Consider the following 15,976-nt stretch of genomic DNA (forward strand, 5'->3'; position numbering starts at 1 on the left):
GCCCCCCTTTACCACAAGCTGCCTTGCTTGGTTTTTTGCGCGATTTTGTTGACCGTCAGCAGCAGAATTAGATTGATAATCGATTTGAACAGTCCGATCGCCGTCGAATACGAATAGTTGGCAACCTGCGAAGTTAAGCCTACCTTGTACACATAAGTGTCGATAATCTCGGCAGCCTTCAGGTTAATCGGATTCTGCATCAGCAGCACCTTCTCAAAGCCGACATCGAGGATATGCCCCGTGTTCAGAATGAGCACGATGATGGCCATCGGCATAATGCCCGGCAGATCGATATGCCACATCCGGCGGAATTTCGTCGCCCCGTCCATCACCGCCGCTTCATGCAGCGAAGGATCAATACTGGCCAGTGCCGCGATAAAAATGATGCAGTTAAAGCCGACATGCTGCCACACATCCGACCAGACATAAATGGAGGAGAACATCGAAATCTCACCCATGAAGTTGATCGGCCCAATCCCGATGAACCCGAGCAGTTTGTTGATAATGCCGATCCGTGGGTCCAGCAGCTCCTTCACGATCCCGACCACCACTACAATGGAGATGAAATGCGGCGCATAAGTCACCATCTGTACGGCTTTGCGGAAACGGACATTACGGAGATAGTTCAGCCCCAGCGCCAGCAGGATCGGAATCGGGAACCCGGCAATCAGATTGTAAAAGCTGAGAACCAGCGTATTCTTCAGAATGCGCCAGAAGTCATAAGAATTGACGAACCGGCTGAAATGCTTCATGCCTACCCAATCACTGCCCCAGATGCCCTTTACTACGGAGAAATCCTTGAAGGCAATCTGTGCACCGTACATCGGCACGTATTTGAAGATAATCAGATAGAGGAAAGGCAGAGCCATCAGCGCGTACAATTGCCAGCTTTTGATCAGCTTTTTGACGAAGGGATTCTCGTTCAATTCAGTTCTCACCTCCTCTTATGCTTGACTTGGGCAAACACTTGCGATCATTCCTCAGGAGGCTTGTTCGTGTGTCTTCCGTGTAACCACAGCATAGGCCGGGAGAGCCGGGAACGTAAATTGTAAATCCGCCATTCCATCGCCTTTTGTTAAGAAATCTGCCTTTGCAGTTGCTGGTTTTGTGTGCATTTGAGTAGAATCGGGCGTTTTTTTACCATTTAGAGGGTGAAAATCAATATTAAAGAATTTAATCGAGTTAGGTTATGTGACATGCAAAACATGATATTGTGCGTGCTGCAACCCGCTTGGCAGGGGATTAGAGGCGGCGATCGGGAAAGCGGCGGTATAAACGTTATCGTGCAAATGGGCGGCATGAGGTGAAATCGCCTGCTTCAGCCATATTCAGGGGCATTTATGCCCCTCGTTCCGCCATTTCGCCCACTCCAGCCATATTCAGGGGCACTTATGCCCCTCATTCCGCCAACTCGCCCGCCTCAGTCACATTCAGGGGCATTTGTGCCCCTCATTCCGCCAACTTGCCCGCCTCAGCCACATTCAGGGGCACTTATGCCCCTCATTCCGCCCAACTCGCCCGCCTCAGTCACATTCAGGGGCATTTGTGCCCCTCATTTCGCCAACTCGCCCGATCCAGTCCGATTCAAAGGGATCTATCCCTCTCATCCTGCCAATTTCCCTGCTGCAGCCACATTTAGTGGGATTTATCCCTTTCATTTCGTCATTCCCCCCGCTCCAGCCGCATTTAGAGGGATTTATCCCTCTCATCCCGCCAATTTCCCCACTCCAGCCGCATTTAGTGGGATTTATCCCCCTCATTTCGCCCAACTCTCCCACTCCAGCCAGATTCAATGGGATTTATCCCTTTCATTCCACTACGCAGACGCTTCAATGAGCAGTAGAAGGCTCATTCGGCGCGGAACCTATATCTCCCTATACTAAAAAAAGGCCAGGAGCTCGTCCCAGCCTTCATATGAAATTGATGAATTTGAACCGCACCGTTATCCGGTTGCGAACTGTACTATCATCCTGCTCCGAACTGTACTCTCATCCCGCTGCGAACTACTCTATCATTTGGTTCCGAACTGCCCCCTTACCCGGTTGCGGATTCCCGGAAGGCGGTGGCGCTGAGTCCGCTGCCTCTTTTGAAGGCCCGGCAGAAGGTGTTCGTGGAATGATAGCCGACCTGCTCCGCGATGTCGCGGATTGGCAGCCCGGTGTTGGCCAGCAGCGCCTTGGCTTCAGTCATGCGGAGCTGCTCCAGATATTCGGAGAAGTTCGTTCCCGTCTGCTCCTTGAAGAACTGCGACATATACCCTTTAGAGATGTTCATATGCTCGGCTACAGCGTCCAGACTGAGATTGGCCTGCCCGAACTGCTCCTGAATGTAGACGAGAATGGAGTCAATCAGCTTGACATTGCGGCTCTTCTTGCGGTGATCAGCTTCTTCGCTCATGGAGAGGAAGATATCCGCCGCACTCCGGTAGACCTCGCGCAGATTCTCCGTAGCGTTCAGCTGCAGCAGCAGACTGCTTACCTCTTCCGGGTATTGCAGCATCAGCTGCTCCTGCAGCTTCACCAGACAGCTAATCATCTCGCAGCAAAAGAGCTGCTGCATCGCTAGTGGCAAATGCCGCTGCTGGAAATTCTCCTGATACAGTGAATCCAGCAGCAGCCGGAGCTCCCCGGATTCACCTGCCTTGGTATAATTGCTCAGCCGGTTCTCCACCTCGCCGGGGAAATAGAACAGGCTGTTCTCGCTTGGCAGGTCATAGAACCAGGCTGTCTGCACAATTTCCTCATAGGTAATCGACGACAGGGACTGGCGCGCCTCCTCATAAGAACCGGACACATCCAGCAGCGAAGTGCGGAAGCCGCCAATCGCGAAATACAGGCCTACAGCCAGCCGTTCTCCGATCTCCGCTGCGGTGCCCGCGATAGCCCCTTCGATCATCCGCCGGAACCGGATGCTGTCCCCGGCTGTATCCACGAACAGGATGGCTATTTTGTCTTCGGCGACATCATGCACATAGTAGCTTTCACCCAGCGCCAGCCGCAGCGCTTCCTTGATCAGCACTCTTTCGACGTCCAGCTTGCGCAGCGCATCGGCGTTAATCCCCCGGGTTCCCCCGCGGAAATGAAGAATGCCGACCGCATAGGATTCACCTGCTATCTCTATATGCTGATGCCGAAGCAGCGTGTAGATCTCGTTCTCATTCAGGAATTCCCCCTTCAGCAGCCGCTCATAGAAGCTCTCCCGCAGCAGCGGAGCCTGCCGCTCAATCTCATCCTGAAGTGCCGCATTGTTATCAATGAGGGTGGATAGGGAATTCTGGATGAAGCCGTACATATCCTTCGGCCGCCGGGGCTGTTTGCCGCTGGGCCGTTCTGTAAGCGTCGAGAGGATTCTAACCAGGGGTTTGCCGCTGCGGGTAGCGAACAGATAGGCTAGGAACAAGCCGACCAGCAGAAACGCCAGGACGACGATAATAGTAATTTTTTTGATCGACAGGACTTTGCCCAGAACCACATGAGGCGGCTGTGCCACCACGTAGGACCATTTATTATAAGAAGACTTGGTATAGGTCACCATCATATCGTTCGTCTTGCCCGAAGCCTCAATAATCCCGGAATCAGCCGGATACGCCGCAGGGTCCAGATCAGGAATCGTTCCATCCCCGGATAATGCGCTGACTACACGGCCTTCATTGTCGATAATCGAGACCCAGCCGCCATCGGACACATCAACCCCCGAGAGCAGCGACTTCAGCTTGCGGTTATCCACGAGTATGACCAGCGCCCCCTGAATGGAGCCCGGATAGCCAAGTGACTGCACATAGGTAAGCATGTCATAGGATTTGCCCTGATATTGCGTGGACCCAGAGGCCATAACCTCACGGTTGCGGTAGGTACTGAACAGATCACTCCGCCAGGTTTCATAATCGGTCCCGGTACTGGAGAGCACATAGTTGTAGAAAGCGGGTAGCTCATAAGTGGAATTGGAGGATAACGCCAAATTGCTGTTCTTAAAAATCAGATAGTAATCCAGCACGAAATTATTCGAGGTATTATAGCTGTACAGATTCTTCTGGGTTTCCAGAACCTTGTAGGTTCTTGTGCTGCTGAACGGATCACTGACACGGGCAAAGCTCAGCACCATCGGATCATTCAGAAGCTGCAGGGCAATCGTATTAATCTCGGATAACCGGATATCCATCGTCTCCTTGACCTGCTCCAGGAGCTGCATATTACTGCCGGTCACTTCATCCTTGACGACATCGTAGGTTAGCTTATAGAAGAGTCCCCCAAGGCATAAGGCAAAAACCATGAATGAAATATAAGGAATCATCAACCGCATGAACAGATGCTGCTGTTCCGGCCACTTCGCCAACCGCATGGCTGCTGCCCCTCCTTTCTCAACCCCCATTGATGTAAGATTACTTAACCTCAAGTGAAATTACTGTCGAAAAAAAAGACAAAACCAATTATTATGTCATTTATTATAACATTTCGATTCAATTTTAGGTATTACACTTTTTGTCTTTTGAAATAATACTCATGCTGTATCCGCAAAAAAAAACGCCGTCTCCCCCCAATTTTAGGTATTACACTTTTTGTCTTTTGAAATAATACTCATGCTGTATCCGCAAAAAAAAACGCCGTCTCCCTCGAACATAACGTTCAAGAAGAGACGGCGGTCATTAAATTGAGCATAATTGTTGACGTAATTTAACTTATTTCACATAACGGGCAGCAGCCTGAGTGAACCGCTCCAGCGCTTCGGCAAGAACGGAACGCGGACAGGCCAGATTGATACGCAGATGGCCTTGTCCTTCCGTTCCGAAGACAGAGCCTTCGTTAAAAGCCACCTTGGCCTCACGGTACATCAGGTTCTTAAGTCCGTCCGCATCCAGCCCCAGGGCCCGGCAATCGATCCACAGCAGATAGGTGGCTTCGGGTTTCATTGGCTTCACCTGTGGCAGATGCTCAGCGAGGTAACTGATGGCATACTCGGCATTGCCGCTGATATGCTGCACCAGCTCATCCAGCCATTCTCCGCCTTCATTATAAGCCGCCTCAACCGCCTCCGGCGTGAAGAATGCCGACATATGCAGGCTGAGTGCCTTGAGCTTATAGTCAAATTTACGCTTCAGCTCCGGGTTGGAGGTTACAATATACGAGGTTTGCAGGCCCGGCAGATTGAAGGTTTTGGTCGCTGCCAGCGTAGTCAGTGTAATATCCGACAGCTCCGGCGACAGAGACGCAAACGGGATATGCTTGTAGCCCGGCATTGCCATATCGCAATGGATCTCATCCGAGATTACCGTTACACCATACCGCAGGCACAGCTCACCAAGACGCAGCAGCTCTTCCCGCTCCCACACTCTGCCGCCAGGATTATGCGGACTGCACAGCAGCAGCAGCTTGGCGCCGCCGGCCATCAGCTCTTCAAGCTGGATATAATCCATAACATAATGGCCTTCTTCCAGCTTCAGCGGGTTGATCGCCACCTTGCGGTCATTCATCCGGATTACATCATAGAAAGGATAGTAGACCGGCGACTGCAGAATCACCTGATCTCCCGGCTGGCTGAACAGCTCTACGGACAGGCTGAGCGAGGTCACAATTCCCGGAGAATCGGTGATCCATTCCTTCTGAATCTCCCAGTCATGACGGCTGCGGTACCACCCGGCAATCGCCTCCTTGTAGGAGTCACTCGTCACACTATAGCCGTACACCCCTTCCTGTACACGGCGCAGAATCGCTTCCTTCACGGCAGGGGGACTCTCAAAGTCCATATCCGCGACCCAAAGCGGAAGAATCTCCTTGTCTCCGAACAGCTTCTCAGACTGGTCCCATTTGTATGAGCGGGTATTGTGGCGGTCAATGATACGGTTAAAATCATACTTCAACTAAAATCACCCCATCCTTTCTGCTTGTCCGTTTATTGTAACATGGAGAGAGCCTTACGGCATCCTGATTCAGTCTGGCGCTTCAGCTACCCTTATGCAGCCGCTCGAGTGACTGGCCCAGCCGGACCTCCTCCAGCGGCTTCAGTACATAATCCACAATGTCTTGGTCGAAGGCCCATAGGGCATGCTGTTTGCTCTCGGTGACAATCACAATTTGAATATCCGGCAGCTTCTTTTTTACCCGTTCGGCTACAACCATTCCCTGCTGGCCGGGCAGCTGAAGATCCAGAAACAGCACATCCGGCTGCAGCAGGACAATTTTGTCCACGACGTTCTCGGGATAGGCCGACATGCCAATTACATTCACTTTACCTGTATGCTGCAGCATGGAAGACAGCTTATAAAGATCCTTCTGGTTCATATCCAGCAGAAATGCCTTGATCACTCGGGTTCCTCCTCCTTCCGGACGGTGAATTACGCAGTCTATCGGTACTTGTTTTTAAAAAAAGTGCTGTCCCCCGTTTGCTCCAAACGTCAGAGGACAGCCATTGTTATTATTATTTTGCAGCCTTCATTGCTGTCAGAGCTGCTTCTGAAATGAACTCTACTTGAAGGATGCCGGCAGCAGGCTGCGCAGATCCTCCATATTTACAACCAGATGAATGTTGTTCATGGTCCGCAGCGAACCGGAGATAATTCCCGCAAGCTGGCCATGTGTATCCAGCAGCGGACCTCCTGACATCCCGCTTGCCACCTGGGCCGAAGTCAGAATCCGGCTTCTCCCATTGATCTCCGCAGCAGGCGTGTTGACAATCCCTTCGGTGATGATCGCTGTATTCTTAAGCGGATAGCCCAGTGCGAATACAGCTTCTCCATGCTTCAGGACGTCCTTACGCAGCGGAAGATAAGCATACGCATTGCCCTTCTGCTTCATAGCAGCAGGACTTGGCAATTCAAGAACAGCCACATCCTTAAGCTCATCGAATTTCGTGACTTTGATCGGACTGATAATACTACCATCCGCCATCACCCCTTCCATCCGCTCCGCGCCTTTGACCACGTGATACGCCGTTGCCGCTGTTCCGGCCGGAGACAGGATAATTCCTGTCCCCGTGGAACTTGCGGTGCCGTCACTTTTGAGTACCCGCAGATAGAACATGGCTTCATTCGCAATTCCGTAGCTCTGTTCAGCGTTATACACACTTGGTGTATCGGCGCTGGTAGTGCCTGAATAGAAGAGCACTGCCGAGATCAATGAGAAGATCAGGCTTACGGCAAGCAGTTTTGTTTTCATCCGCCAATCTCCTTCATAAAAGAATTACAAATTATTGCACAACCGACATGATGTCTTTGTAAGCCCAGTGTGTTGCCGGAAGATCCTTGAACCGCACAGCTGTTACAGTCAGCTTCTTCGTACCGGCAATCCGGTTGATCAGCACTACAGCCTGAGCACGGGTAATCGGTGATCCCGGTTTAAATGTGCCGTCAGGGAAGCCTTGTACATAACCTGCTTTGGACAGGGCATTCACATAATTCTCTGACCAGTGGCCCTTCAGATCCGACTGCTTCGTAACTCCGGTATCTGTAACATCCAGCTTCAGCACTGTAGTCATGATCTTGGAGAACTCGGCTCTCGTCAAGCCCTTCGTTCCGCCGAAGCCGCCGTCCGGATAACCTTCAATAATTCCTGCCGAAGCGAAGAATCCGGTCAAAGCCTCGTTACCTGCACTTACATCATTGAACAGGTTTCCTACATTCACGTCTTCCATATCCAGCAGCGGAGCAAGAGATTGGATCAGCTCATATCTGGTAATGGCTGCATTAGGCATAAACAACCCATTCGGATAAGCAGCAATGTACTTAATTTCTCCAGCATTGCTCTTCAGGCTGTACTTCGCATTCTCCACCACGTACTCAATGGTAGTGACAGTATCATCCTTATCTGTGATCACTTTGATCGTCATGGTCTTGGTAATCAACAGCTCACCGGTGTATTTCGTGCTGTTTACTGTCGGCGTGCTTCCGTCCGTTGTATAGTAGATCGTCTGCCCTTCTGGAGCTGTAAGCTTCAGCTTGCTGTTCTTGGCGATTTTGACTGGAGCTTCACTGTCTCCATTCACCGTCGATCCACCTGCAATAGCAGTAATCGCTGGGGTTGCTGGCTCAGGTGTTGGACTCGGAGCCGGAACAACAGGTCCAGGGCCCCCGGAGCCTGTACCAGGACCAGGGCCAGGGCCGGGATTAGGTACTACAAGCGTCCAGGTCCAGGTTGCAGCCGGACTGTATTCTTTGCCTGGAACAATAGTGATAGCTTTAACCGTCGAAGTGCTCTTAAGAACGATAGCTCCGTTGTACAGATTCGATGCTTCGGTCGGATTCGTACCGTCCAGTGTATAGTAGATACTTCCTCCCTGCTCGCCTGTTGCAAGTTCCACCTTCACTTCACTGGTGAAATTCTTATCCGCTGGCGTTGCAGTTGGTGCAGCTGCCGAGCCCGGGTATTGCAGTGCAGCCGCATTAATTGTAATGCTTCTGCTCTGTCCTCCGGCTGTTGCCTTCAGTACTGCACTGCCTCCCTGTTTCAAGCTTCCTGCAGCTCCGTTCACATCAGCCTTGGACGGATCTGCACTCCATACCAGAGCTCCGCTGCCGCTCAAGCTGAATCCCGAACCTACACGATTAATCAGATCCTGCGGGTTCAGTATTACAGCCGCAGAAGCAAGAGTTCCTTCGTCTGTTCCGTTAAAGGCCAGAAGTACCGGATAGAATGTGTTCTGTGCTGTCCAGATTCCGGCATCCAGACCAGCAGGTAGATTCTTGCTGGTCAGTTCTGTGCCAAGCAGCCCCATTGCACTGCTGCTGTTGCCAGCTACTGCTTGACCAGCCAGATTGTAGAACGCAATATTATTCTTCAGCATTTGTCTGTTGAACAAGGATTGGCTGATAGTTGCATGATCTGACTTCTGTCCGGCAATCCCTCCGAAGAAGGCCTGCAGCGGAAGGATTTTGCCTTTCACTCCAGCTTTCACTTCTCCGGTATTCAGGGAAGAAGTAATCGCTCCGCTCTCCGCCAGACCGGCGATACCGCCAGCCCATGCTGTAGACATTCCTTCTGCGTAAATAGCCCCGGCAGAATAGCTGTTCTTGATCTCTCCCGCGTTCAGACCGCTGATCCCTCCGGCTATAGCCTGGGCCGAAGCCACATGGATATCGCCATAGACAATCGCCTCGGTAATTGTTCCTTCCGCACTGTTCTCACCGGCTATTCCGCCGGTTGCCAGTGTGGCAGTAACATCAATATTGCCTTTGGACACTGCCTGGTGAATCACTCCGGCGTTGCGTCCGGCAATTCCGCCTTTACGGCCCTGTCCCGAAAGAGTAACTCCGTCATTAGTAGCCTTCTCAATGAGGCCTTGATTCACACCTGCAGCCCCGCCTGCCGTGGCACTGCCAGCTACAGAACCACTGACGTTAACCTTGCGGATTACTGCACCTGTGTGATTGATCCCTGCAGCAATACCTGAATTTACTGCGCCGGAAATATCCGCTCCGGTAAAGTTAATATTCAGAATCTGGCCATGGTTTTCTTTTATGAATCCGGCCGTCTGCTGCTCTGAGGTTTTCAGTGAAAGTCCGCTGATCGTATGGCCTTGACCGTCAAATACTCCCCTAAAGCTGTCGAAAGCGACCCAAGTGCTTCCGGCAAGATTAATATCCGCCCCAAGCAGGATGGTTGCCAGCTCCGGTTTGTCGTCAGCTGTTCTGTTGAACAGCTTGTAATAATTCAGGCCTGTCTCGTTATAGAACATGACTGCACCCGAGAGCTGCAGCGGAGTCTGAACCGTGATTGTTCCGTCTGTCAGTTCGTTCAGGAAGGAGGTATCATAATCCATAATCCATGTGCCTGAGCTGAGCGGATTAACCGCTGCTGAACTCACAGCGCCAGCTGCCGCACCTGCATTGTGGCCTACTGCCTTCAGTCCAGCCGTAAGCGTACCTGTCGTATACGACGAACCGGAAATTTTGCCGTCCCGGAAGTTATAGCCGACCAGTGCGCCTGTAGAGACGTTATTGCCTGCTACATGAACCGAAATCTCCGGAACATTGGCATAGACGCCTGTCAGAGTCCCGTCATTATAACCGGCAAAGCCACCGTTGTAAGAACGGGTTGAAGACTTCACTCCGACTGTAGAAATCTTGTTCTGCAATGCGTAAGAATTGCTGATGCTGCCGCTTCTCTCCACCGCTGCTGCGAAACCGCCGCTGCGTGTGTCGAAGCCGGTATTGCTGATGTCACCGGAAGCATAAGAGTCCGTAATCGAATAATGATCTACAGAACCCGCTAAGCCGCCGACATAAGAGCCTAATCTGCCGCTGACATTCAGCTTGCCTGCTGCATAGGATTTCTGAATTTGTCCTGCAAGCGTACCATTATCACCCAGAAGTCCGGCAAAACCGCCCGCATAGATGGTATTGTCCTGATTGGTATCGGTGATTTGTACCGGAATATCCGTATGGGTATGCGTAATTTTGATAGTATCCCCCATACCGATTACCCCGCCGGCATGTGTCGCCGGTACAGATTGACCCAGCGTTAACGCTGTGCCAACCGTCAGAGCTTGTCCAGATCCGGCGATCACCTTGCTGTAATGAATCTCGCCGCCTGATCCCCAGCCGACAAGTCCGCCGGCATTATATACTCTGCTGGTATCCGCATGCAGACCGGTCTTCACGATGGTATCTACAATGATACCGCTGCTGTAACCGGCAACTCCTCCTGCATTCACTGTGTTGCCGCCGGTTACATTCAGCTCGGAAGCAACCTCAGAACTATAGATTGAGGCATTGTCGTTCTTGCCTGCCACACCACCCACATAGAGGTCAGCACTATTGTCTGCTCCAGTGACCGTTATCTTGCCGCTTTGAACTTTGGCAATGTAAATACCGCTGTACAGCGGATAGGCTTTGCCGAAATCAAAGCCCTGGTCGATATCATCCGCAGAGACCGTTCCGGCAATCCCGCCGACTACTGCATCGCCGTTCTTCGCTGCAACCTGAAGATCAGGTGATGCATCTGCATGGTACAGGATAGAATTCACACTCTCTCCCAGGATACCTCCCGCAGTAATGGCTTCACCTGCAGCCTGCAGAGAAGCATTGAACCGGACATCATTGATCGCCGTATGGATAGCCGATCCGGCAATCCCCCCGATAACAGCCTTCAGGCTGTCACCTGTAGTAGACAGCTTCACGCCTTCAACTGCTGCATGTTCAATGTCAAAGCTGTTTCCTGGATCAATGGACCGGGCCAACATTCCGCCCAGCTTGCCTTCTTTAACGCCTACAACACCACCGGCAGTACCGTTGGCGGTCAACTGCACACCGCTTCCGAAGCCTGTCACTGTGACATTGCTGATGCTGTTTCCGGCATCCGATTGGCCGATGATGCCGCCGAGAGTCGACCCGAGTCCGCGTGCTTCAAGCGTTCCGTCAGCGAAGGTCAGCGTAATATCCTTCGCCTGGCCCGAGGTGAATTGGCCAATGAGTCCGCCGACAGTGGATTCCATTCCCGTAGCCGAAACCCGGTACCGCGAATTCACTTCATGCTCAAGACCTGTTACATCACCCGTCTGGACTCCGATAAGCCCGCCGACAATCGCATGGTCAGCAGCGCTGCCGGTGCTTCCGTCTATATCCTTAATGGTATAAGTCCCGGTTGTGAAATCTGCTGTATTCTCACCGATCAGTCCACCGGCAATGCCGTGGTCAGCAACCGTCTCAATCCGGCTTCCGCCGTCCAGCGTAAGGTGGAGTCCGGTAATACTGCCTGAGTTGCTGCCGATCATCCCCCCGACAATCCCGCCGCTGACCTTCACGCCGCCAAGCAGCTTAAGATCCACATTGTTCACTGTACCCAGGTTCATCCCGGCAAGGACTCCAGTGTACTGGTTGCCCGCAACAGAGAGCGGCTCCAGATTGATATTCTGAACGATCGCCTTCGTACCGATGACTCCGAACAATCCGGAATGAGTGTACACCGGCTGCAAGGTTAAGCCATCGATCAAGTGATTGTTTCCTTCGAAGGTTCCTTCAAAAGGATTGGCTTCCTTGTTGCCGATCGGAACCCACTGCTTGGACTGGATATGGATCGGATTCATGATCGTCACCGTTCTGTCCGTGAAGTCGAATTTGTCCGCTCCGGCAATTGTGCCGTTGACAATCGCTGCCAGACCGGCAAGCTCTGCTTCCGTAGTAATCTGGAAGTTGATAGCATCCTTATCCTTCATGTACCAGTTGATATTGGCATTGACATCATTGCCGATATCACCGCCGGTATTGGCTGCACGGTTTACTTCAGGATATTGGTATACTGCGTTAAGCGAGCCGTATTTCCATGCGCCTTCAAAGTCCCAGCCTGACAAGCCCGGGAAGACCGTTCTGTCCTTCAGCGTTTCCGAGAGGATCGTAGTCAGCCGCACATGCACATTCAGCCAGCGATGATTGCCCTCTGCGAAATCAGGCAGGTCAGAGTTGATGTTGAGCGCTTCATCTTTAATGTAATAAGACTTGTAGAGCAGCTCTTTGCTTGCATTGTCATAACGTCCGGCGAAGCCGCCGGCATAAGCGCCCGAACCAGCAGTAACTTCCGCCGCCGAGTATACATTGTTCACTTTACCGTTAGTTATTCTGCCGATGAAACCGCCAACGTAAGAATTGGCTTTGGCAGCTGCTACACTTTTGGCTACATAAGAGTTCTTGATGGTACCGCCGGAGTGTTCCCCGACCAGACCGCCAACATTCGTATATACGCCGTTTGCCGTAACCTTGGAGGAGGTATAAGATTGCTCCACCGTACCGGCTGTGTTTCTGCCGATCAGCCCACCCAGGTAGACCGAACCGCTTGCTGTTCCAGTTGCATTGCCTGTAACGTCGATATCTACATAAGAGCCGAGAACTGCTCCTGCATTCTCACCAGCCAAGCCGCCGGCCAGTGTGCCTACACCCTCAATGGTCAAGTTGGCATTGGAGTACGTATAATAGAGAGTTCCTGATGCCGTGTTCACCCCGGCCAAACCACCGATGATGGAAGAATTGCCTCTGGAGATTACTGTGATCTTATCAGTAATGCTGTTATTGGCAATCAGAGTGCGGTTCTCGCCGACCATCCCGCCCACGATTGAAGTAGGTGAAACAGCGGATACAGTACCGAGTGTGCGCGTATTCTGAATCGTACTAACCGCTGTGGCCGGATTCAATACGGGATCAATCGTCTGGGCATCATTCAAGCCCACAATCCCTCCGATATAAGATGAAACCGCTCCGGCATTAGCCTTCAGATTCAGAGCACTTATATAATTGTTCGCAATAATTCCTGAAGGATTACCGTGGTTGTACCCTGCAACCCCGCCTGCAGTAGCACGTGGTGCATTAATCGTCAGATTAACCGTTGTACCTACCAGACGGTCAAGCTTGGAGGCTTCATTGTAGCCGACAATACCGCCAATATAGGCATCTGTAGCGGCTGGCGCCACCAGAATCAACATATTTTCCAAATTCACTATTTTGCTGTCACTGTAGATAGCGCTGTTCTCAAGTGTACCCGCCAAGCCGCCGACAGACGGTTTAGCTGCCTGCGCTTGAATGAACGCCTGCGCGTCATCCGCCGCGTTCACCTCTGGATTAGTAATATCCGTAGTTTTCGCAGCCCCTACGACCGCTCCCGCTTTGGATTCCACTGCTGTCAGCGTAATCATCGGGTCATACCCGGGAACATTCAGCACAGCTGACTTCATTCCCGCCCGGTCAGCAGGAGCTGCCGGTCCTTCCGAATGTCCGGCAATCCCGCCGGCTTCAGCTCGTACACCATTCGCCTCAATAGACAGCTGGGTAACTGTAGCGTTAACCAGTTGACCGGTATTGAGACCGGTATTACCGCCAAGTACGTTATCCGCACCCGTTGAAGTGATAACTACATTCTCCGCATGATTGAACGGAGCTACTGCTGCCGAATGGTTCTCACCGAACATTCCGCCAGCTTTTACCGAAGCACCTGTAGCCTTGATTTCGGTACGGCTCGTGTGTCCGTTGAACTGGGCAGCCGAGTTATGCCCTGCGCCGCCGCCGAAGCTGACCTTGTCGGCCTTCAGTTCAACTTGTATATCCTGTACTTCCGCAGGTACGGCGACAGTGCCGATTACCGCATCCGCAGTAAGCTTACCGGCTGCGCCGCCGATGGTATATCCGCTTTTGCCGGCTTCATTCAGGAAGCTGATCCGGGCAGCCTTACCGCCAGTCAGAACCAGAGGCTTAGTGTTCACGCCTACAAGTCCGCCGAACGTGACGTTATCCTGGCCGTCTGCCGGAGCAGCCACCACAGCTTTCAGAATTAATGTGCTGTAGCTTGCCGAGGAAGCATCTCCGGCAGTGATGTTGTTCATTGTTCCTTGTGCGTTGCCGGCAATTCCGCCGGCAACCCCGCCTGCAGAAGTTACCTGCAGTGTTGCATATTTAACAGAAGAATCATTCAGGGTACCTTCCAGATAGCCGGCGATTCCGCCGATTGTGCCATCTGAAGTTATCGCCAGAAGATCGCTTGCGGTTTTGCCGGTTACTGATGATGTAATCGTTCCGCCGGCTTCATACCCTACGATACCGCCGGTGTATACATCCGCAGTACCTTTTACATTCAGTGCACCTGTGGAGGAGGCCTGGCCTATATTCCCGCCGGCATCATAACCGGCAATCCCGCCAGTATAAATTCCTGTTCCTCCGTTAACCGAGACAAGCGCTTTATTCTCAAACACCCCTGCTGCAGCGTTGCTGGTTACCAGTCCGCCTGCAGCATGTCCGACAAATCCGCCAGTAGATACATTTTGTGTACCTGTAGCTGTAATCGGCTGCGTGTTGATGTAAGCATGTGTCCAGGTGAATTTGCTGCCGGTGTATCCGGCAATTCCTCCTGTGTATACATTCTTGCCGCCATTATTCACTACCGGAGCGGTATTTACAAACGTAATCCCAACCTCCGGACTGACTACCGTCCCTGTCGCACCCACCAGTGCCCCGGCTGCCGAGCCTTCTGCCGCAGATGCATTAACCGTAACTGCACCCTTATTGGTAGTCATGTTAGAGAATACTACGGTATTGTCCACTTTACCGGCAATTCCGCCTGCCACAACCTGGTTTCCGCCAGCGATGGTGACAGAAGCATTATTGATGATCGGAGTATCTTCATCACTCAGACTAAGCGGTCCTGTAGTATGACCTGCAATCCCGCCTGCGGTGAGAACGGCACTGTCAGTACCTTGTGCGAGAATTGCTGCATTATTGACCACTTTTTTGATGATGATGCCTTTGGATGTGCCGTAGCCCAGGACCCCGCCGATATCAGCTGAACCTTGCGCCGTAATGGTTCCGTTGTTGATAGAGTTAGAGATCATGCCTTCGCCCATTCCGACAATTCCGCCCGTGAAGGAGCGGTACGGAGAAGCGTGAGTGCTGATGCTGATATTGTTGGTAATATCGAAAACGATGCTGCTGCCGCTCATTTTACCTACTGCGGAGCCTGCATATACATCATAGGTTACACCGGTGACAGTGATGGAGCCTGTGTCAAAGATCAGGCCGCCTACGGTACCGCCCTCCATGTTTCCTACCAATCCCTGGTATGAACGATTCTCTACTACATTCATCCCGGAAATTTTCTTCATCAACCCGCCTTCTGTGATCAATGTTCCCCGGAATGGATGCTCAGCCGTACCTATCGGCACCCACTGATAGTCAGAGAGATTCAAGTTGGCAGTAATTTCCAGGATCTTCCCTTGCAGGCCGTTACCCGTGCCTTCGTTGACCAGCTTGGCAACACCTGCAAGTTCCTTTGCATTGTTAATTTTGAAGGTATCATTAGTTGGTACATACCATGTGACATCCGCTTGGCTGTCCCAGGTCTGCGGATCAGCCTTGGCCATAATGCCTCCGGCAACTGCCGCCACGACAACCACTGCCAGCGCTATTAGATAACCTATAATTGATTTCCGCTTCAAAGCCATATTGACACCACCCGAATAGTATTGTGAATTCCCAGCAGAGTGTGCCCGCCCGCTTGCAAGCGGTACGGGCACA

At 52.0% G+C, this 15,976-nt stretch carries 6 protein-coding genes; all 6 read right to left on the reverse strand.

Going from position 1 to position 15,976, the window contains the following annotated elements; translation table 11 throughout:
* Positions 1 to 8 precede the first annotated feature (8 nt).
* Positions 9 to 926, reverse strand: coding sequence for a sugar ABC transporter permease (locus tag QW71_RS22250; protein WP_306766058.1), 918 nt, complete (start codon positions 924 to 926; stop codon positions 9 to 11).
* Positions 927 to 2,034: 1,108 nt separating this feature from the next.
* The gene (locus tag QW71_RS22260; RefSeq protein ID WP_039303929.1) at positions 2,035 to 4,338 is read right to left on the reverse strand and encodes a helix-turn-helix domain-containing protein; all 2,304 of its coding nucleotides are present in this window, start codon (positions 4,336 to 4,338) and stop codon (positions 2,035 to 2,037) included.
* Between the two features lie 337 nt (positions 4,339 to 4,675).
* Positions 4,676 to 5,854 carry a MalY/PatB family protein gene (locus tag QW71_RS22265; protein WP_039303930.1) on the reverse strand — a complete coding sequence of 393 codons (1,179 nt, stop codon included), beginning with the start codon at positions 5,852 to 5,854 and terminating at the stop codon, positions 4,676 to 4,678.
* A gap of 82 nt (positions 5,855 to 5,936) precedes the next feature.
* Positions 5,937 to 6,299 carry a LytTR family DNA-binding domain-containing protein gene (locus QW71_RS22270; protein WP_042211858.1) on the reverse strand — a complete coding sequence of 121 codons (363 nt, stop codon included), beginning with the start codon at positions 6,297 to 6,299 and terminating at the stop codon, positions 5,937 to 5,939.
* Between the two features lie 159 nt (positions 6,300 to 6,458).
* Positions 6,459 to 7,148, reverse strand: a complete 690-nt coding sequence (locus tag QW71_RS22275) for a serine protease (RefSeq protein WP_039303936.1) — start codon at positions 7,146 to 7,148, stop codon at positions 6,459 to 6,461.
* A 31-nt stretch (positions 7,149 to 7,179) separates the two neighbouring features.
* A complete protein-coding gene (locus QW71_RS22280) occupies positions 7,180 to 15,903 on the reverse strand; it encodes a chitobiase/beta-hexosaminidase C-terminal domain-containing protein (protein ID WP_039303939.1) in 8,724 nt (2,907 codons plus the stop codon).
* Positions 15,904 to 15,976: the final 73 nt, after the last annotated feature.

This window comes from Paenibacillus sp. IHB B 3415, from assembly GCF_000802655.2.
GTDB classification, from domain to species: Bacteria; Bacillota; Bacilli; order Paenibacillales; family Paenibacillaceae; genus Paenibacillus_AQ; species Paenibacillus_AQ phytohabitans.